Source organism: Bacillus sp. 95MFCvi2.1 (assembly GCF_000374965.1).
Classification (GTDB): Bacteria; Bacillota; Bacilli; order Bacillales; family Bacillaceae_G; genus Bacillus_A; species Bacillus_A pseudomycoides.
The window spans coordinates 40,394-59,629 of sequence record NZ_KB895705.1 but is presented as its reverse complement, the minus strand read 5'-3'; the positions used below and the strand labels follow the sequence as shown (position 1 = coordinate 59,629).

General features: G+C 37.2%; 21 protein-coding genes. All 21 read right to left on the bottom strand.

Annotation, left to right across the window (positions count from 1 at the left end; translation table 11 throughout):
• Window positions 1–19 precede the first annotated feature (19 nt).
• Window positions 20–163, bottom strand: coding sequence for a YqzL family protein (locus C568_RS33340; protein WP_000883924.1), 144 nt, complete (start codon window positions 161–163; stop codon window positions 20–22).
• Window positions 164–272: 109 nt separating this feature from the next.
• Complete coding sequence (era, locus tag C568_RS0120180) at window positions 273–1,178, bottom strand: GTPase Era (RefSeq protein WP_018765845.1); 906 nt, start codon at window positions 1,176–1,178, stop codon at window positions 273–275.
• Window positions 1,171–1,569: a cytidine deaminase gene (locus tag C568_RS0120175; protein WP_006095994.1), complete on the bottom strand. Its 399-nt coding sequence runs from the start codon at window positions 1,567–1,569 to the stop codon at window positions 1,171–1,173. The genes era and C568_RS0120175 overlap by 8 nt, the downstream gene beginning before the upstream one ends.
• A 103-nt stretch (window positions 1,570–1,672) precedes the next feature.
• Entirely contained in the window at window positions 1,673–2,026 is a 354-nt protein-coding gene (locus C568_RS0120170; RefSeq protein ID WP_018782552.1) for a diacylglycerol kinase family protein, read from the bottom strand.
• Window positions 2,023–2,493 (bottom strand): rRNA maturation RNase YbeY, encoded by a 471-nt coding sequence (gene ybeY / locus C568_RS0120165; protein WP_018782551.1) that lies wholly within the window; start codon window positions 2,491–2,493, stop codon window positions 2,023–2,025. Before ybeY ends, C568_RS0120170 begins: the two co-directional genes overlap by 4 nt.
• The gene (locus tag C568_RS0120160; RefSeq protein WP_029427559.1) at window positions 2,490–4,634 is read right to left on the bottom strand and encodes an HD family phosphohydrolase; all 2,145 of its coding nucleotides are present in this window, start codon (window positions 4,632–4,634) and stop codon (window positions 2,490–2,492) included. Before C568_RS0120160 ends, ybeY begins: the two co-directional genes overlap by 4 nt.
• A gap of 243 nt (window positions 4,635–4,877) precedes the next feature.
• Window positions 4,878–5,837, bottom strand: coding sequence for a PhoH family protein (locus C568_RS0120155; protein ID WP_003208528.1), 960 nt, complete (start codon window positions 5,835–5,837; stop codon window positions 4,878–4,880).
• A gap of 3 nt (window positions 5,838–5,840) precedes the next feature.
• Window positions 5,841–7,040: a sporulation protein YqfD gene (gene yqfD / locus C568_RS0120150; protein ID WP_018782549.1), complete on the bottom strand. Its 1,200-nt coding sequence runs from the start codon at window positions 7,038–7,040 to the stop codon at window positions 5,841–5,843.
• A gap of 133 nt (window positions 7,041–7,173) precedes the next feature.
• A complete protein-coding gene (yqfC, locus tag C568_RS0120145; RefSeq protein WP_003200641.1) occupies window positions 7,174–7,470 on the bottom strand; it encodes a sporulation protein YqfC in 297 nt (98 codons plus the stop codon).
• A 107-nt stretch (window positions 7,471–7,577) separates the two neighbouring features.
• A complete protein-coding gene (locus tag C568_RS0120140; protein WP_003200639.1) occupies window positions 7,578–8,021 on the bottom strand; it encodes a GatB/YqeY domain-containing protein in 444 nt (147 codons plus the stop codon).
• A gap of 15 nt (window positions 8,022–8,036) precedes the next feature.
• Window positions 8,037–8,210, bottom strand: coding sequence for a 30S ribosomal protein S21 (rpsU, locus tag C568_RS0120135; RefSeq protein ID WP_000048061.1), 174 nt, complete (start codon window positions 8,208–8,210; stop codon window positions 8,037–8,039).
• Between the two features lie 319 nt (window positions 8,211–8,529).
• A complete protein-coding gene (deoC, locus tag C568_RS0120130; protein ID WP_016116369.1) occupies window positions 8,530–9,195 on the bottom strand; it encodes a deoxyribose-phosphate aldolase in 666 nt (221 codons plus the stop codon).
• Window positions 9,196–9,339: 144 nt separating this feature from the next.
• On the bottom strand, window positions 9,340–10,692 hold the full coding sequence (mtaB, locus tag C568_RS0120125; protein ID WP_003200635.1) for a tRNA (N(6)-L-threonylcarbamoyladenosine(37)-C(2))-methylthiotransferase MtaB: 1,353 nt from the start codon (window positions 10,690–10,692) through the stop codon (window positions 9,340–9,342).
• Between the two features lie 6 nt (window positions 10,693–10,698).
• Window positions 10,699–11,448 carry a 16S rRNA (uracil(1498)-N(3))-methyltransferase gene (locus C568_RS0120120; RefSeq protein WP_018782548.1) on the bottom strand — a complete coding sequence of 250 codons (750 nt, stop codon included), beginning with the start codon at window positions 11,446–11,448 and terminating at the stop codon, window positions 10,699–10,701.
• A 146-nt stretch (window positions 11,449–11,594) separates the two neighbouring features.
• On the bottom strand, window positions 11,595–12,533 hold the full coding sequence (prmA, locus tag C568_RS0120115; RefSeq protein ID WP_006095985.1) for a 50S ribosomal protein L11 methyltransferase: 939 nt from the start codon (window positions 12,531–12,533) through the stop codon (window positions 11,595–11,597).
• A 28-nt stretch (window positions 12,534–12,561) separates the two neighbouring features.
• Window positions 12,562–13,674 (bottom strand): chaperone protein DnaJ, encoded by a 1,113-nt coding sequence (dnaJ, locus tag C568_RS0120110; RefSeq protein ID WP_003200629.1) that lies wholly within the window; start codon window positions 13,672–13,674, stop codon window positions 12,562–12,564.
• A 224-nt stretch (window positions 13,675–13,898) separates the two neighbouring features.
• The gene (gene dnaK, locus C568_RS0120105) at window positions 13,899–15,734 is read right to left on the bottom strand and encodes a chaperone protein DnaK (protein WP_003200627.1); all 1,836 of its coding nucleotides are present in this window, start codon (window positions 15,732–15,734) and stop codon (window positions 13,899–13,901) included.
• Window positions 15,735–15,760: 26 nt separating this feature from the next.
• A complete protein-coding gene (gene grpE, locus C568_RS0120100; protein WP_018765852.1) occupies window positions 15,761–16,330 on the bottom strand; it encodes a nucleotide exchange factor GrpE in 570 nt (189 codons plus the stop codon).
• A 110-nt stretch (window positions 16,331–16,440) separates the two neighbouring features.
• Complete coding sequence (gene hrcA / locus C568_RS0120095) at window positions 16,441–17,472, bottom strand: heat-inducible transcriptional repressor HrcA (protein ID WP_003200623.1); 1,032 nt, start codon at window positions 17,470–17,472, stop codon at window positions 16,441–16,443.
• Between the two features lie 133 nt (window positions 17,473–17,605).
• On the bottom strand, window positions 17,606–18,742 hold the full coding sequence (gene hemW, locus C568_RS0120090) for a radical SAM family heme chaperone HemW (RefSeq protein WP_018782547.1): 1,137 nt from the start codon (window positions 18,740–18,742) through the stop codon (window positions 17,606–17,608).
• Window positions 18,743–18,796: 54 nt separating this feature from the next.
• On the bottom strand, window positions 18,797–19,171 hold the full coding sequence (locus C568_RS0120085) for a winged helix-turn-helix transcriptional regulator (RefSeq protein WP_003200619.1): 375 nt from the start codon (window positions 19,169–19,171) through the stop codon (window positions 18,797–18,799).
• Window positions 19,172–19,236 lie beyond the last annotated feature (65 nt).

The following is a 19,236-nucleotide window of genomic DNA, read 5'->3' as shown; positions in this document are numbered from 1 at the left end:
AAGGTTTGAACAAAACGGGTCAAGAAATTGGAGAATCTAGATGCGCTAGCTCCTCTTCATGTTGATCCATCTCATCGTTTACGTCTTTTTCCATTTCCTTCAAAAGCAAATACGTTTCAATGCTTCCTGTTTTGGAGAAAAACTTCCAGGTAAAATCTAGCATAAGAATCCACCTTTCTCAGTAAGCGTAGCATATAAACCAATTTCTTTTGTTGTTATTAAAATGACCCATTTTGTCCATTTTCATGTGAGAAAAATTTTCCTAATTTCTATTAATACTCATCTTCACGGAAACCAAGATCGCGAAGTTGTGACATTTTATTACGCCAATCTTTTTGTACTTTTACCCACACTTCTAAGAATACTTTTGAACCAAGAAGTGCTTCAATATCAAAGCGAGCTCGCTTTCCAACTTCTTTCAGCATCTTCCCTTGTTTTCCGATAATAATTCCTTTTTGCGATGGACGCTCTACAATAATTGTCGCATTCACATAGACCGCTCCACCTTCACGCTTTTGAATCGCATCAATCACAACCGCTACCGAATGTGGTACTTCCTCACGTGTTAAATGAAGTACCTTTTCACGAATAAGCTCAGCAATAATAAATCGCTCTGGATGATCCGTTACTTGGTTGTCTGGATAGTATTGTGGTCCTTCAGGTAAATATTTTTTAATCGCACCGATTAACGCCTCAACATTATTACCATCCAATGCAGAAATCGGAACAATTTCTGCAAATTCATGTAACTTACGATATTGATCAATTAATTCCAGCAATTGTTCCGGATGAACTTGGTCAATTTTATTGATTACTAGAAATACCGGTTGCTTTGTTTCTTGTAATTTTTCGATAATAAACTCTTCACCACGACCAAAACCTTCAGCAGCATTGACCATAAATAATACAATGTCAACTTCTTTTAATGTCGTTTGTGCCATCTTCACCATAAAATCGCCTAATTTATGCTTCGGCTTATGTATTCCTGGCGTATCAATAAAGATAACTTGTGAGTCATTTTCTGTGTATACACCTTGAATTTTATTACGAGTTGTTTGTGGTTTATCGCTCATAATTGCAATTTTTTGACCGATAATTCGATTTAAAAATGTAGACTTTCCAACATTCGGTCTTCCAATTATAGAGACAAAACCTGATTTATAACCTTTTCTATTCATGTAAATCCTCCGCTAAAAATGCTCCTGGTAACAATTCTCCAACTGTTGTCTCCTGAACGTCACCATGTAAATTTGATAAGTATACTTTCGTATCCTGTTTACATAATTCTATCATAACTTGACGGCACGCTCCACAAGGAGGTACTGGACGCTTCGTATCCGCTACTACCGCAATGGCTACAAATTCTTTATCTCCTTCAGAAACTGCTTTGAATAAAGCTGTTCTTTCTGCACAATTACATAATCCATATGATGCATTTTCAACATTACATCCTCGGTATACTTTTCCATCTTCCGTTAATAATGCTGCACCTACTTGAAACTTAGAATATGGTACATACGCTTGTTTACGCGCTTCGATTGCTTCTTGAATTAATTCTTTGCTGTTCATGCTCTCGCATCCTTTCCATTCACAATTGTGAAAAGATAAAATGAAACTTTCATTAACGGCGTTCTTAACGCTACCAAAGCATAACAAAAGCTTTGGAATGCAACTATACCATATAAGGTAAAAAGATAATAGCACCAATTATAACAGCTATAACAGTAAATAATAGCACTGCACCAGCAGCAACATCCTTTGCAATTTTTGCAAATGGTTTAAAATCCACTGTGACTAAATCAACTGTTTTTTCAATTGCCGTATTGACCATTTCCAAACCCATGACAATTCCAATTGTAATGAGTAATATGAGCCATTCCGTTCTCGTTACACGGAAATAAAAGCCGCAGCATATAACAATAACTGCGGCCAAAAAATGAATTTTCATATTTCGTTCGTGACGAAGACAAAAGTATATACCAGCTATAGCATATCCAAAACTATTTATAAGTTTTCCTTTTTTCATCTACCTAATCCGAACGCCTCTAAAATTTCTTTTTGCTTTCCAAACATTTCTTGTTCGTCTTCATCTGTCATATGATCATAACCAAGTAAATGCAAGAATCCATGCAACGCTAAAAATCCTAATTCACGATCAAAGGAATGCCCATATTCTTCAGCCTGTTCTTTCGCTCTTGGAATAGAAATAATAAGATCTCCTAGCATACGCGGCATTTCCGCGCCAACGATCTCCATCTCTCCTTCTCCCATATCCTCCATTGCAAAAGAAATAACGTCTGTCGGTTGATCTTTGTCGCGATAATCACGATTAATTTCTTGAATACGTTCATTATCAACAAATGTAACAGAAAGCTCTGTTCCATCTTCTACGTTCTCCATTCGTGCAGCTTGCTCTAGCAAATCGCAAATCATATTCACATATTCTTCTTTCACTTCTTCTGTTTCATCAAAAAAATCTATTAATAAACTCATTCTGTCCCCTTTTCTTCCGGCGGTTCCGGATATTTAATACGAGAATGAAAAATACCATTTAACGTTTCACATAAAGTTTTCCCAACAATTTGTAATTCTTTAAATGTCAAATTACATTCACTAAATTGTCCATCCTGCAAACGATCTTTTATAATACTTTGTACTAAATTATTAATTTGTTCTGGTGTCGGATGGTTCATAGAACGCACTGCTGCTTCGACGCTATCCGCAATCCCAACAATTGCAGACTCTTTTGACGTCGCTTTTGATCCTGGATAACGGAACATTTTTTCTGTATATCTCTCTTTATCTTCTTTAATCGCTTTATAGTAAAAATATTTAAGTAATGTCGTTCCATGATGCTGTCCTGCAATATCAATAATTTCTTGCGGAATATGGTGTTCTTCTAACATTTTTACTCCATTTGTCACATGAGCAATAATAATATCTCTGCTCATTTCAGGATCTAATTTATCATGCGGGTTTTCAATCCCCATTTGGTTTTCTATAAAGAAATGAGGCTGCACTGTTTTCCCAATATCGTGATAATACGCACCAACACGTGCTAAAACTCCATTTGCTCCAACAGCCTCACAAGCTGCCTCAGAAAGGTTAGCAACCATAACGCTATGATGATATGTTCCCGGTGCTTCTAGTAAAATTTTACGAAGGAGTGGATGATTCGGGCTTGAAAGCTCCATAAGCTTCATACTTGATACAATTCCAAGACCACTTTCTAAATACGGTAAAATCCCCATAGCTAAAATGGATGAGATGATACCAGAAGCAGCAGCCATTAATAATTGTGAACCAATTTCAAGCGGCGAGAAGTTTCCATTACGCAAAAGTAATAGCGCAGCTAATACAACTACATTTAGAACAGAAACAAGGATGCCCGCTTGTAAGATCATCGAACGTCGATTTTTCTCTCTCAAAAAGATACTAACCGATAACGAGCTTAATAAAACATAAATACCTACACTATAATTCAGTGTACTCGTTACACCTTCATTAAACATAATACTCCCACATACAGAGAAGATCATACTTGTTATAAAAACAAAACGATCACCAATCATTAATTTTACTAGTATTGTTCCCATCGCGACCGGAACAACATATGCGATACCGGCATATTCCAACTTTTGAAACAAACTAATGATTTTCATCAAAACGACTGTAATCGCTACAATTGTTGTATAAGCTAAAATATATGGTTTTTCTTCTCTTTTCAATTTTAAAAACGATTCAAATTGCTTATGCATAAAGAATAGGAGTACACCAATAATGATTGCTAATCCTACAAATGGCTGAAATGTATTTCCTTGTTCAAGAAGCCCAACTAATTTCAATTGATCATATACTTCTCTTGTAATCGTGTCGCCTTCCTTCACAAGAATTTGCCCTTGAAGAATATAAACTGGCGCAACTGCATCTTCCGCTACTTTTTTCCGGTCTTTTGTAGCAGTTGAATCATAGAAATAATTTGCTTCAATTGCATATTTTCCAAGTACGTTAAGTGCGTCTTTTAAATCGCTATTCACATTAACATTGCGTATTTCATTGACAAATCGTTCTCTCGCATCATTTTCTTCATTCATTTTAATGTGAGTACTCATAATATTATTAATCGCTGTTACCATAGCATCTCTTGCTAATGACAATTGACCTGGTTCAGCATTTACAAACTGTAACAACACAGAATCAGATAAACTTTTCGTTAAATCTGTAGGCAATTTCTTCTTTAATTTCTCCAATCGTTCTGCAGCAGAAATCCTTTTCTGTTCATCAGGACCAACAGCCTTCGTGTCAGCTTCCACTTCTTTTATCGCTAAAAAGACAGAGTTTACAATATCTACTTTATTTTGCTTGTATTCACTTCGATATGTATATTGGTCCTCTACCTTTTGAGCAGCTTCTCTCTTCTTTCTATCCGTCGTTACTTTATCTTCGATTTTGATAGGAGAGTGGATTGTTTGTTTCGAAATAGATAGCATTTTAACATCTAGTTGCTCTGGTTTCACATTGTTCATGAGTGCAAAAAACAGTACCGCTCCTAATAAAATATAAGAAATCCAGCTTAATTTTTTCGAATGTTGTATGTTACGAAACCACCTAGAAATTTCTTGAGATCTTGACATGATTTCAATACCTTCTCCTCTCCAGACATAAAGTGAATCTTTAATCAACGGGAGTTTTTTATCCCCACCAATGATTAACCCCCACCAATCGGGCTTTTTATAAGCAGGCTTCTACATTGCACTGCACATTCACAAGTAAATGAATCTACTTGTCCACCCTTTAATGATAGTAAAAAATAGGCTATTCGCCAACCCTTTCATCTATCTCTACCATACAAAAAGAAATGATCCTTACAAATAGGATCATTCCATTTTATCATATGCCTCGATAATCCGCTGCACAAGGGGATGTCTTACAACGTCCGATTGCTCTAATTTAACAAATGAAATCCCTGATACACCTGATAGAACATTCGCAGCAATTGAAAGTCCCGACTTTACCCCCTTCGGTAAATCAACCTGCGACGGATCGCCAGTAACAACCATTTTCGAACTAAAACCTAGGCGAGTTAAAAACATTTTAATTTGAGCACCAGTTGTATTTTGAGCTTCATCTAAAATAACGAAAGAATCATCCAGCGTACGTCCCCTCATATATGCAAGAGGTGCAATTTCAATCGTTCCTCTCTCTAGCATACGCTGTGTATATTCTTGCCCAAGAATATCATGAAGCGCATCGTATAAAGGACGTAAATAAGGGTCTACCTTTTCTTTTAAATCACCTGGTAAAAAACCTAAGCTTTCCCCTGCTTCTACAGCTGGTCTTGTTAAAATAATCTTTTTTACATACCCTTGCTTTAATGCTCGTACAGCCATTACCACAGCTAAATATGTCTTCCCTGTACCAGCAGGCCCTATTCCAAATACAATATCATTCTTCTTCATCGCATGAATGTACTGTCTTTGACCCATTGTTTTCACACGGATGGATTTACCTTTTGCTGTTTTAAAGATCTCCTCTTCATATAGCTCTTCAAAATGAGTTATTTTCCCTTGACGGCCAAGCTGAATTGCATATGCAACATCTCGTTCCGAGATTGATACACCTTTACGAATAACAGCAAGTAATTGCTGTAAAATTTTTTCAACAAGCGCCACGGTTTCATCTGTTCCAGATACACGAACAGATTCACCTCGCGTTACGATAGATACGGCAAGTTCTCGTTCAATTACTTTTAAATGTGCATCATTCACTCCAAATAGAGCAATTGCTTCATTAGGATTTTCCACTTGTTGATTCATTTCTATTAATTGTTCTGCCATTACTCAGTCTCCTTGAATATCGGATTCAGATATCGGTTGTGGCTCTGCAATATTTTCAATCACCGTATAATGTAATGTTACTCTTAGATGATTCGCCTCAACCTCGTTGTGCAAAATCTTATCACTTACAATCATAGCATGTTCATCCAATTTTTTCTTTAGTTCTTTTTCAGCCATTTCTTTCGCTACTCGCATTGCTTGTTTTTCTGTATATTCACGATTCGCTTCTTCCTCTTCACGCACAATTTCCCTTTCATAGGAAATAGGCAATATAAAACCAAACAGTTTCACATCATGTTTGACATTTTCAGTACGAGACCGCTTATACTTATCATGCTGAAATCCCCATATTTTTATTTTAACACTTCCAAGACGAAGATAATGCTCATTATATGAATTTCCTGTATACACTTGAAATGTTGTTTTTAAAGGAACTGTCACTTCAGATTCATACCACGTTTCTCCATATACAATTCCTTTAGCAGAAACAATCGTTGGATTATCCTCTTTTCCAAACATCCCTGACACAAGAAGTTGTCCCTTTTGCACATAATCATTTTTCATTACAACTGGTTTTCCAGTTTCCACAAATGTTTTTGTAATGATTGCCTCTTTTTTGGCAACTAAATTTTGTGGTTTTTGCTCTTTCTCCTTCTCCGGCTCATTTTTTTCAACAATTTTAAAATGATATGTTGTCCCCTTTATCTCTAGGCCAGCCCATGTAATCGCATTAATATTATCTGTCAAATGACGCTGAACATCTTCTACATTCGGCATTTGAAATTGCAGTCTTCCTTTTTTAATACCCATTTTATCCAATTCTTTTATAAGAATATATTCCGTTTCCGGTTTTGCCCCTGTAATCTCGATTTTCCAGACCATATTTGATAAAGCAATCATACCGAAAAAAAAGATAAGAAAACCGATTAAAAAACCACTATTCTTAAGCAAACGCTTATTCCAAAACGGAAAACCGAAACGTCCAATAAAGTATAGCTTACATTCATTTTTTCGATAGATCGGTCTCAGTCGCTTCACATCACGAAGCAACATACAAAATACTAATGTATCTTCTGCAATCTTCTTTACATCCCATACGACTAAATTTCTACGCACACATTCATTAATAAAACGCTCCGCTCCTCTACCTTCAATTCGAACCTTCACATACCCAAGCCATCGTGTGAACCATTGATTTTTCATCGTCCGTCCCACTACCTTTCTCAAAAGCACAAATGTTACGCCACTATTTTCGTAGTGCTTTCTTCAGCTTTTAACATTCAAATAGCTCGTACGAAACGAAATAAGAAGAAAAACTTCACTAATGGAAGTTTCATTACAATTTATCTTTCTTCTCATTTTCTAAAAATGTTACTTGTTCAATAATCCCTTCAAGCAAAAGCTCTTCTGGAAGAATTGTTTTAATAACAAACGATTGCCCTTTTATTAATAATTGACCATGTTTTAATAACAACCGCACTTCTTTATCTGTAAATACTAATAACCCTCGATGATTTTCTATATAAATATGTACTTGCCCGACAAGGGTAATACGAGGTAGATCCATTAGTACATCCACTGGTAGGTCTATTTGCTTTGTTAGCCAATTTTTCATTTGCACTAATTTCTTCATCTCCAAGACCCCCCTCTCATCCCATATGTATGAAAAAAGAGCTTGTAATATCACGTCCAAAAAGAAAAAAGCATAAAAAAACGTCTCATTTCTCATGAGACGCTTTTTTATGCTAATAGCTGTGCAACCAGCTTATTCACTTGTGATCCGTCTGCTTTACCTTTTACTTTCGGCATAACAGCACTCATCACTTTACCCATATCTGCCTTAGAAGCAGCACCAACTTCAGAAATAACTTGCTTAACTACATTCACTAGCTCTTCTTCTGTTAGTTGTTCAGGTAAATACGTATTTAAAATCTGAATTTCATTTTGCAGTTTATCAACAAGGTCATCACGACCCGCTTTTTTAAATTCAAGGAGGGAGTCCTTATGCTGTTTTACTTCACGAGTTAAAACTGTTAATTCCTCTTCTTCAGTAAGAGTATGTTGCAGTTTAATTCCTTCATTTTGCAAAGCAGCCTTAACCATACGAATAACGGTTAATTTTTCTTTTTGTTTATTCTTCATCGCTTGTTTCATATCATCGTTTAAACGACCGAGAAGACTCATAACTTACACCCTCTCTTAGAATTTACGCTTTCTTGCCGCTTCAGACTTCTTCTTACGTTTTACACTTGGTTTTTCATAAAACTCGCGCTTTCTTGCTTCAGCAAGTGTACCAGTTTTAGAAACCGATCTTTTAAAACGGCGAAGTGCATCCTCCAAAGACTCGTTTTTACGAACGACTGTTTTTGACATTCTCTTTCCCTCCCTCCGAAACATCACACTTACATACTAACTTCAGCATGCAAAAAGAAACACTTCTTCAGCATGTCTTTTACGATTATAATACATTTTGTTACTTCAGGTCAACTATTTGACAGAATAAAAGAAGAGTAGATGCCCTTCTTCTATCTAAATTTGTTCAAATCATACATTACAGCTAATGTATATTTTATTTTTTGAACAATTCAATCCATCTAGCTATAATAGCTAGATGGATTCGTTTCTTTTACCTTCCATACAAGAAGATAACAAGCTTATCAGATAGGACTAAACAGTCGGCTCCGCTTTTAAATTAATAATCCGTTGTTGCTGTTTTCCCACTTACTAGTGCAACACCAGCACTTGTACCAATACGTGTTGCTCCCGCTTCTACCATCGCGTCCATATCTTCTCCGTTACGAACACCACCAGAAGCTTTCACACCGATTTCTGGCCCAACTGTTTTTCTCATTAGTGCTACATCTTCTACTGTTGCCCCGCCCGTTGAGAAGCCAGTCGATGTTTTTACAAAATCTACACCTGCTTTTACAGATAATTCACAAGCACGAACTTTTTCTTCTTCTGTTAATAAGCATGTTTCAATAATAATTTTTACAAGTGCTTTTCCTTTTGCAGCTTCTACAACCGCACGAACGTCGCGCTCTACTAATTCATCATTTTTATCTTTTAATGCACCAATATTAATTACCATATCAACTTCTGTTGCACCTTTTGCAATTGCATCTTGCGTTTCAAACGCTTTTGTTTCTGGTGTATTTGCTCCAAGAGGGAAACCGATTACTGTACAAACTTTTACATCTGTACCTTTTAATAATTCTGCTGCAGTTTCAACCCAAGTAGGGTTTACACACACAGACGCGAAGTCATGTTTCTTTGCTTCCTCACATAATGTAACAATCGCTGCTTTTTTTGTATCCGGTTTTAATAATGTGTGGTCAATTAACTTTGCATAGTTCATTTTTCATATGCCCCTTTCTTCACTACACGGTTGTCTGACAACCATAACGGTTAGCATTATAGCATGAAATATTACAACTTCATATCTTAACTTCTCCAGCAAAGAAAAAAGCATGCAAACCCTTTTCGTTTGCATGCTTTTCTCTTACGCACTTGCTGATTCTTTTTTTACATCATCTTCAAGAACACGAACAAATTGTGCTTCGTTATATGGGTAACCAGCTTTTGTAATTTTCACTTTTACTAGTTTGCCGATTAATTCTTCAGATCCTTCAAACACAACTTTTAAATAGTTATCTGTATAACCTACATATAATCCTTCACGATCGCCGTCTTTGAAAGGCTCTTCTGGAATAATCTCAAGAACTTCACCTTCAAATTGAGATGCGTATTCTTTCGCTAACTGATTCGATAATTCAATTAAACGATGAACACGATCATTTTTTACTTCTTCAGGAATTTGGTCATCCATACGAGCCGCAGGTGTTCCTGTACGTTTTGAATAAGGGAACACGTGCAATTCAGAGAAACGGTTTTCTTTAATGAAATTGTATGTTTCCATAAATTCTTCTTCCGTTTCACCAGGGAAGCCAACAATTACATCGGATGTAATCGCAAGGCCTGGTAACGCTTCTTTCAAGCGATCTAAACGCTCTTGGAAAAATTCCATCGTATACTTACGGCGCATACGTTTTAGTACAGTGTTAGAACCTGATTGTAGTGGAATGTGCAAATGACGGACAACTACTTCAGACTTATCTAATACTTCAATTACTTCATCTGAAATTTGACTCGCTTCAATTGAAGAAATGCGAAGACGTTTCAAGCCATTTACCTCTGCTTCCATATCGCGAAGCAATCCAGCTAAATTGTAGTTTTTCATGTCTTCCCCATATCCACCTGTGTGAATACCAGTTAAGACGATTTCTTTATAACCTGCATCCACTAATTGCTGCGCTTGGTGAATAACTTCTTTTCCATCACGAGAACGCATTAAACCACGTGCCCAAGGAATAATACAGAACGTACAGAAATTATTACAACCTTCTTGTATTTTTAAAGATGCACGTGTACGGTCAGTGAAATACGGTACATCAAGCTCTTCATATACACGTGTTTTCATAATGTTACGGACAGCATTGATTGGTTGACGTTCTTTACGGAACTCTTCAATATACCCTAGCATTTTCTCACGATCTTGCGTACCAACAACGATATCTACGCCTGGAATCGCCATAATTTCCGCTGGAGATGTTTGTGCGTAACATCCTGTTACACAAATAACAGCGTCTGGATTTTGACGTACAGCACGTCGAATAACTTGACGGCTTTTTTTGTCTCCAGTATTTGTTACTGTACATGTATTGATTACATACACATCAGCTTTCTTTTCATATTCAGTTCTTTCATAACCACCTTGTTTAAACAATTGCCAAATTGCTTCTGTTTCATAGTGGTTTACTTTACAACCTAACGTGTGAAACGCAACAGTTGCCATTGATCATCACCCCATCAATTCAAAATGATAAGAAGCGGCACTTAACGCATAAAGCGGCGCCGTTTCTGTTCGTAAAATCCTCGGCCCTAAACTACATGGTATAAATTTATGTTCACGAAGCGCAGAAATTTCTTCCTCAGATAAACCACCTTCTGGGCCAAATACAACCAACAGTTTTTGACCACGTTCAAGTGCCGTTAAAGCCTTCGCAAAATTAGCTTTTTCGCCTTGCTTTGCTTCCTCTTCATACGCAACAAGACAAACATCATAATCACTGCTCATCGCAAGCAATTGTTTAAATGATGCCGGAGCATGTACAGCTGGAATTTCACTTCTATGCGATTGCTCTGCAGCTTCTTTCACAATTTTTTTCAAGCGCTCAACTTTTTTATCTGCTTTTTTTGCATCCCATTTTACAATAGAACGAGATGCTTGAAATGGTAAAAATGCGGCCGCCCCAAGCTCAGTTCCTTTTTGAAAAATTAACTCTAGCTTGTCTCCTTTTGGCAGTCCACTTGCAATCGTCACGAACACTGGCAGTTCACTTGACGCCTCTACCCATTCTACAATAGCACTATCCACAAATTCACTGGTAATTTCAGCAATTGTACACATTGCTGTTTTACCGTGTACACAGCAATAAATGTGATCACCAACTGACATGCGCATCACTCTTGCGATATGATGTACATCATCACCTACAATACGAATACTTGCATCATTTACATACTTCTCTTCTACAAAATAACGTTGCATCTCATCACCTTAGTAAAGTTTCGTTCCTTTCGTAAGTCCTCCCTTACGAAAAGAACGAAACGTTATCATTTTAATATAACAAACGGCAAGTCTCTCACTTCATATAGCGAGAGACTCTTTCGTTCATTATTAACATAAATTATATATTACGCATTTCGTGCAATGATTGCTACCCAATCTTCCATTCTTAACACTTCTTCAATTGTAAATCCAGCTTTTTCTAACGCCTCAGAGATTACTTTTTCTTTTGCTCCAATAATACCAGATGTAATAAATAGTCCACCCTGTTTTACAACTCTCGCTGCGTCTTCAGGGAATAGAAGAATAATTTCTGCAAGTAAATTTGCTACAATCAAATCTACTGGTCCTTCAATACCTTCTAATAAACTATTTTGTCCGACAGATACGATACCGTCCGTTTTATTTAAACGAACATTCATCTCCGCACTTTCAACTGCAACTGGATCTAAATCATACGCTTGAACAGATGCTGCACCTAATTTTGCTGCAGCAATACTTAATACACCAGAACCTGTTCCAACATCAATTACGGTATTACCTGGCTGCACTGTTTTCTCTAACGCACGAATACACATCGTTGTTGTTGGATGTGTCCCTGTACCAAATGCCATCCCTGGATCTAATTCAATAATTTTTTCATCTGGAGAAGAAGGTATATATTCTTCCCAAGTTGGCACAATTGTGAATGTATCAGAAATTTGAACTGGATGATAATATTTTTTCCAAGCAGTAGCCCAGTCTTCCTCATCGACTTCATTAATCGTAATATTTCCTGTACCAATTTCGATGTCGAAAGATGGAAGTACATCAATAGATGATTTTACACTCGCAACTGTTTCATGTAAAGAATCCGTTTGTGGGAAATATGCTTTTATTAACACACCATCTTCTGGATATTCAGATGGATTGAGCGCATAAATTTCACCATACTGTTGCTCACGCTCTTTTGTTAACTCTGCCGGGTCTTCAATCGCTACACCGCTAGCACCTGCTTCGTGTAAAATATGAGAAACAGCTTCTACTGCTTCCTCTGTTGTATGAATACTAATTTCTGACCATTTCACAATTTACCAACTCCATTTTTTATTTCCATTATTCCCCTTTAAAAGCTCGTTTAAGCTTTCCAAATAGGCTATCATCTTGATCTTCTTGTCCTGCAAATTCACGTAATAATTCTTTTTGATGTGATGTTAATTTCGTTGGTACAACAACACGAACAACTACATATTGATCACCTTGGCCATATCCACGTACATTTGGAGCGCCTTTTCCTTTTAGGCGGAATTCCGTTCCTGTTTGCGTTCCTGCTGGTATTTTCAATTTCACTTTTCCATGAACAGTTGGAACTTCCACTTCAGCACCAAGCGCTACTTGCGTAAATGTTAATGGCATTTCACAAATAATATGATCGCCATCACGCTCGAAGAACTCATGGTCTCTTACATGAACAACAACATATAAATCACCAGCCGGCCCACCGTTTACACCCGCTTCACCTTTACCAGACACACGGATTTGTTGACCATTATCAATACCCGCTGGAATTTTAACGTTAATTTTTTTACGTTTACGTACTTTTCCAGAGCCATGACATGTTGTACATTTCTCTTTAATCATTTGGCCTGTTCCTGAACAATGTTTACACGCTTGACGATTTACAATACGACCAAATGGTGTATTTTGTTCTACGCTCACTTGACCTGTTCCTGAACAATGTTTACATGTTTCTTTTGAAGTTCCTGGTTTCGCTCCAGCGCCTTGACATGTGTCACATGGGTCTTCAACTGGAATTTCAACATTTAATTCCTTACCAAAAATCGCTTCTTCAAAGTTTAAAGTAACTTGATATTGCAAGTCAGCACCTTGACGCGGTGCATTTGGATCACGGCGTCTGCCGCCACCTCCGCCAAAGAATGAGCTGAAAATGTCTTCAAATCCGAATCCACCACCAAAGTCTCCACCGCCGAAGCCGCCAAAACCCTGATTTGGATCAGCATGACCAAATTGATCGTACTGCGCACGTTTCTGATCGTCACTTAAAACTTCATACGCTTCTTGTACTTCTTTAAACTTTTCAATTGCATTTTCTTCTTTGCTTACGTCTGGATGATATTTTTTAGCCAAACGACGGTATGCTTTTTTGATTTCATCTTTTGAAGCGCCCTTGCTAAGGCCGAGCACCTCATAATAATCTCTTTTATTCATAAATTTGTAACCCCCGAATCTTTCACATAAACGTAATTTTAACACCGAAAGAAAGTGCTTTGCAACAAAGTTTCCTCACTTACAGTATGCAAAAAGAAAAACTTAAGACTCTCATATGAAAGAGCTAACCTGCCCGAAGCACTTTCTTCATTCATGAAAAAAGCCAAAGCCAAGGCACGCTTGACTTTGACTTTTTGTCATCTTACTTATGTTTTTTTACTTTATTACTTATCTTCTTTTACTTCTTCAAACTCAGCGTCAACTACGTTGTCATTTTTTGCACTAGCGTTACCTTGTGTACCTTCTGCTTGCTGAGCACCAGCAGCTGCTTGAGCTTGTTCATATAATTTTACAGTAAGTTGTTGTACGATTTCTTGAAGTGCATCTTTTTTCGCACGAATTTCATCCAGATCATTTTTCTCGATTGCCGCTTGTAATGCTTCTTTTGCTTCTGTTGCTTTCGCTACCTCAGCTGCATCTACTTTACCTTCTAAATCTTTTACAACTTTATCTGTTTGGAATACAAGTTGGTCAGCTTCATTACGAAGTTCAACTTCTTCCTTACGCTTTTGGTCAGCATCAGCATTTGCTTCAGCTTCTTTTACCATACGATCTACTTCTTCATCAGAAAGACCTGAAGAAGATTGGATTGTAATTGTTTGTTCTTTACTTGTTCCTAAGTCTTTTGCACGTACATTTACGATACCGTTCGCATCAATATCGAATGTTACTTCGATTTGCGGAATACCACGTGGTGCTGGTGGGATATCTGTTAATTGGAAGCGACCTAGTGTTTTGTTGTCAGCTGACATTGGACGCTCACCTTGCAATACGTGAATGTCTACTGCAGGCTGGTTATCAGCAGCAGTTGAGAACACTTGTGACTTACTTGTTGGAATTGTTGTGTTACGCTCGATTAACTTCGTGAATACGCCACCCATAGTTTCGATACCTAAAGAAAGTGGAGTTACGTCTAATAATAGAACGCCTTTTACATCACCAGTAAGTACACCGCCCTGAACTGCAGCACCTAACGCTACAACTTCATCAGGGTTAACGCCTTTATATGGTTCTTTACCAGTTTCACGTTTAATTGCTTCTTGTACAGCTGGGATACGAGTAGAACCACCAACAAGAATAACTTTATCTAATTCACTTGGAGAAAGACCAGCATCTTTTAATGCACGACGAGTTGGCTCTAATGTTCTTTCAACAAGGTTAGCTGAAAGTTCTTCAAATTTCGCTCTTGTTAAGTTTAATTCTAAGTGTAATGGACCAGCAGCCCCAGCACTAATGAATGGTAATGAAATTTGTGTTTGTGTTACACCTGAAAGATCTTTTTTCGCTTTTTCAGCTGCATCTTTCAAACGTTGAAGTGCCATTTTATCTTGACTTAAATCAATGTTATTTTCTTTTTTGAATTCAGCTACTAAATGATCGATGATAACTTGGTCAAAGTCGTCACCACCAAGACGGTTGTCACCCGCAGTTGAAATAACTTCAAATGTTCCATCTGCTAACTCAAGAATAGATACGTCGAATGTACCGCCACCTAAGTCATATACTAGAACTTTTTGTTCTTCGTCTTGTTTTTCTAAACCGTAAGCAAGCGCAGCTGCTGTTGGTTCATTAATAATACGTTCTACTTCTAAACCAGCAATACGGCCAGCGTCTTTTGTTGCTTGGCGTTCTGCATCGTTGAAGTATGCTGGCACTGTGATAACAGCTTTCGTTACTGTTTCACCTAAGTACGCTTCAGCAGAAGCTTTTAAGTTTTGTAAAATGATTGCAGAAATTTCTTGAGGTGTGTAGTTTTTACCTTCAACTTCTACTTTGTAGTCTGTACCCATATGACGTTTAACAGACATGATTGTATTTGGGTTTGTAATCGCTTGACGCTTCGCTACTTCCCCAACTTGACGCTCTTCATTTTTGAAAGCTACAACAGAAGGTGTTGTACGGTTCCCTTCTGGATTTGGAATAACCTTTGGTTCTCCACCTTCCATAACAGCTACACAAGAGTTTGTTGTACCTAAGTCAATACCGATAATTTTACTCATGGCGAAACCTCCTACATTTATGTAAATTATTGATTTACTTTTACCATTGATGGGCGAATCACACGGTCTTTCAGTTTATAACCTTTTTGGAATTCTTCCACAACCGCGTTTGATTCAAACTCGCTGTCTTCTACTTGCATAACAGCTTGATGTTCATGCGGATCAAACTGTTTACCAACAGCTTCAATCGCTTCAACACCTTCTTTAGTCAGCGCTTCTAGCAATTGACGATATACCATTTCCATCCCTTGTAATAAGGACTTCATCTGCTCGTCGCTCGCTTCCACTTGCATCGCTCTTTCAAAGTTATCAAGAGCTGGCAAAATATCTGACACAAGGCTTTGCGATCTATATTTTTCAGCCGCTTGCTTATCCAGTTGAACACGGCGCTTATAGTTTTCAAAATCAGCTTGTAGACGTAGTGTGCGACCTTCCGTTTCCGTCAATTTCGCTTGCAATCCATCTACTTTTTCTTGTAAAAGAGCCGCTTCACTTTTTTCTTCTACTACAGTTTCTTCACTGTTTTCTGCTGTAATAGATTCCTCAGTTTGCGTTTCTTTCGCTTCTTCAACTACTTGTTCGTTACGCTCTTCCACAACTTTCACCTCCTTAAAAGGCACCAGAGCTCATGCTTAACATGAGCGTCCAAGCATAGTTTTTATGTTACACACCAGCAATGACAATGTTCATCGCTCGAGTGAATTTATTATTTTGATTTATACAATCCATTTAGCCCATCTGTAAATTGTCTTGAAAACAATTGTAACAGACTAATTACGCGAGAATACTGCATTCTCGTTGGACCTAGGATCGCGATTGTTCCAATCTGTTCTTCGCCAATGGAATAGGTTGCAGAAATTAAACTACAATCTTCCATAGCCGTCGAAGAATTTTCTCGACCGATTTTCACTTGAATCCCGACTTGTTTATTACGCAAAATATCGTAAAATTCAGCTTCATTATCAATCATAGTCAGCAAGGAGCGTACCTTTTGAATGTCGTGAAACTCCGGCTGCGAAAGCATATTCGCTTTCCCCCCAAAGTATATCTTTTCCGACAAGGGAACTTGAAATGTACCATCTAACATTTTTATTGCACTATCATAGTTGTGGACATACCCACGTAGAACCGTCACAATCTCTTTTAAAATTTTATTATGCAACTCCGCCATCGGCACACCAGATAGCTTTTCGTTTAAAATATTAACCATTTTTTCTAAATCTGATAAATCAACAGATTCCGGAACGGTAATCGTTTTGCTTTGTACATGACCTGTATCTGTTACAATAATGGCGACTGCTGTTTGATGATCCAGCGGAACAATTTGTACATTCTTTAATTTATTTGCACTCACTTTCGGTCCAAGAACAATTGCCGTATAATTTGTGAGCTCTGATAAAATTTGAGCGGATTGCTGTGCAATTTTTTCCGCTTCAAAAATTCTTTCAGCAAATAAATCCTTAATCTGTACAACATCCTCATTCGATAAATGTTGTGGTGCTAAAAGATGGTCTACATAAAATCGATATCCTTTTTCTGAAGGAACACGTCCAGAAGAACTGTGTGTCTTTTCAATAAATCCCAGTTCCTCTAAATCAGCCATTTCATTTCGAATCGTAGCTGAACTAAATGTAATTTCATCTTTTTTAGCCAACGTTCTTGACCCAACAGGTTGCGCTGATCCAATAAAGTCATCAATAATTGTTTGTAAAATCAAGAGCTGACGTTCCGTAAGCATCTCATCATCACCTCTGTTAGCACTCTTTGTCTTCGAGTGCTAAATCTATTAATAACTTACCAAAATTGACATTCAATTGTCAACGGAAACGTCACAAAATAGAGAAACTTTTTCATACCTACTGAACATTTAATTAATCAATTAAAAACGACTGAAATACTTCATTCCCTAATAACTTACCTTGTCTCGTCAAACAAACATGGTTACCTTTATCCTGAAGCAATCCATATTCCTTGTTGGATAATAACTGCTTTGCAAAAATCTCATCCATTTCGACACCAAATTTCTTTTGGAATGTAAGCTTAGAAACGCCCTTTGTTTTCCGAAGCCCTAAAAATAGTTCTTCTTCCATTCTTTCTTTTCTTGTTACTTCGTGGACGTCTAAATAAGGGAAGCCTGTCTCATCAATTTTAGAGAAATATTGCTTTAACGGGCCAACATTTTGAATTCGTTCTCCGTTTACATAACTGTGAGCACCAGCTCCAAAACCATAATACTGTTCATTATTCCAGTATGTGAGATTATGTCTACTTTCATAGCCTTCTTTTGAAAAATTACTGATTTCATACTGTTTATAGCCATGATTTTCCATTTCATCCATTACTATTTCATACATTCTTGCTTCATGCTCTTCCCCTGGAAGTCTTAATTTTCCTTTGTTCATTAAATTATAAAAAACCGTTTTCGGTTCAACAATTAAGGAATATGCAGAAAAATGCTGAACTCCTAACGTAAAAGCAATGTCCAACGTTTCTTTCACATCTTCTATCGTTTGCCCTGGTAATGCATAAATTAAATCCACATTAATATTCGTAAAGCCTACTTCCTGCGCTTCACGAATCGCTACAAATGCATCTTCCCTCGTATGCTTACGTCCAATTTTCTGAAGTAATTCATCTCGAAATGTTTGCACACCAAAGCTAATTCGATTGACACCACCATCTAATAGCAGGTTCAACTTTTCTTTTGGCAAATCTCCAGGATTTGCTTCAAACGTCAATTCACAGTTTGGAGCGAACGGACGTAAACGGCGATTAATAATATCTAACAGCTTTTTTGTCTGCTCCATATTTAATGCCGTTGGTGTCCCGCCCCCAACAAAAATCGTTTTCATATTTTCAAACGGCACCTTTTGAACCGTATTTATAATTTCTTTCTCTAAATACTCTAAATATTGATCAACAGGCTGACGTTCAATAAATACTTTATTAAAATCACAATAGTGACAAATATGCTGACAAAACGGAATATGAATATATGCAGCTTGCATTAAACTAGACTCCTACCTTTCTAAAAAGAAAACCTCCGCACTTCGGAGGCTCCTTTACTTCTGTAACGTGTTACGAATTTGTTCCATTCGCATTTTTCCCCAATCATACATCATTTCGACGATTGGTAAAAGCGTCATACCTAAATCAGTCATAAAGTACTCTACCCGCGGAGGTACTTCTGGATATACTGTCCGATCAATGATTCCATCTTCCATTAATTCTTTTAATTGATTAGATAAAACCTTATGAGAAATGTTTGGGAATAGTCGTTGTAACTCACTAAAGCGATGCGACCCTTCTACACCTAGATGCCACAAGATTACAACTTTCCACTTTCCGCTAATAATAGAAAGCGTCAATTCTTTTTCACAATTAAAATCACCGTTTTGTATTTTTTCTTGAATATCTTTTCGAATATTTTCAGACATCAATAGTCTCCTAACTCTATATCACTGTTGTTTCTTACAATAAAAAGCATCCTCACCATTGTAAA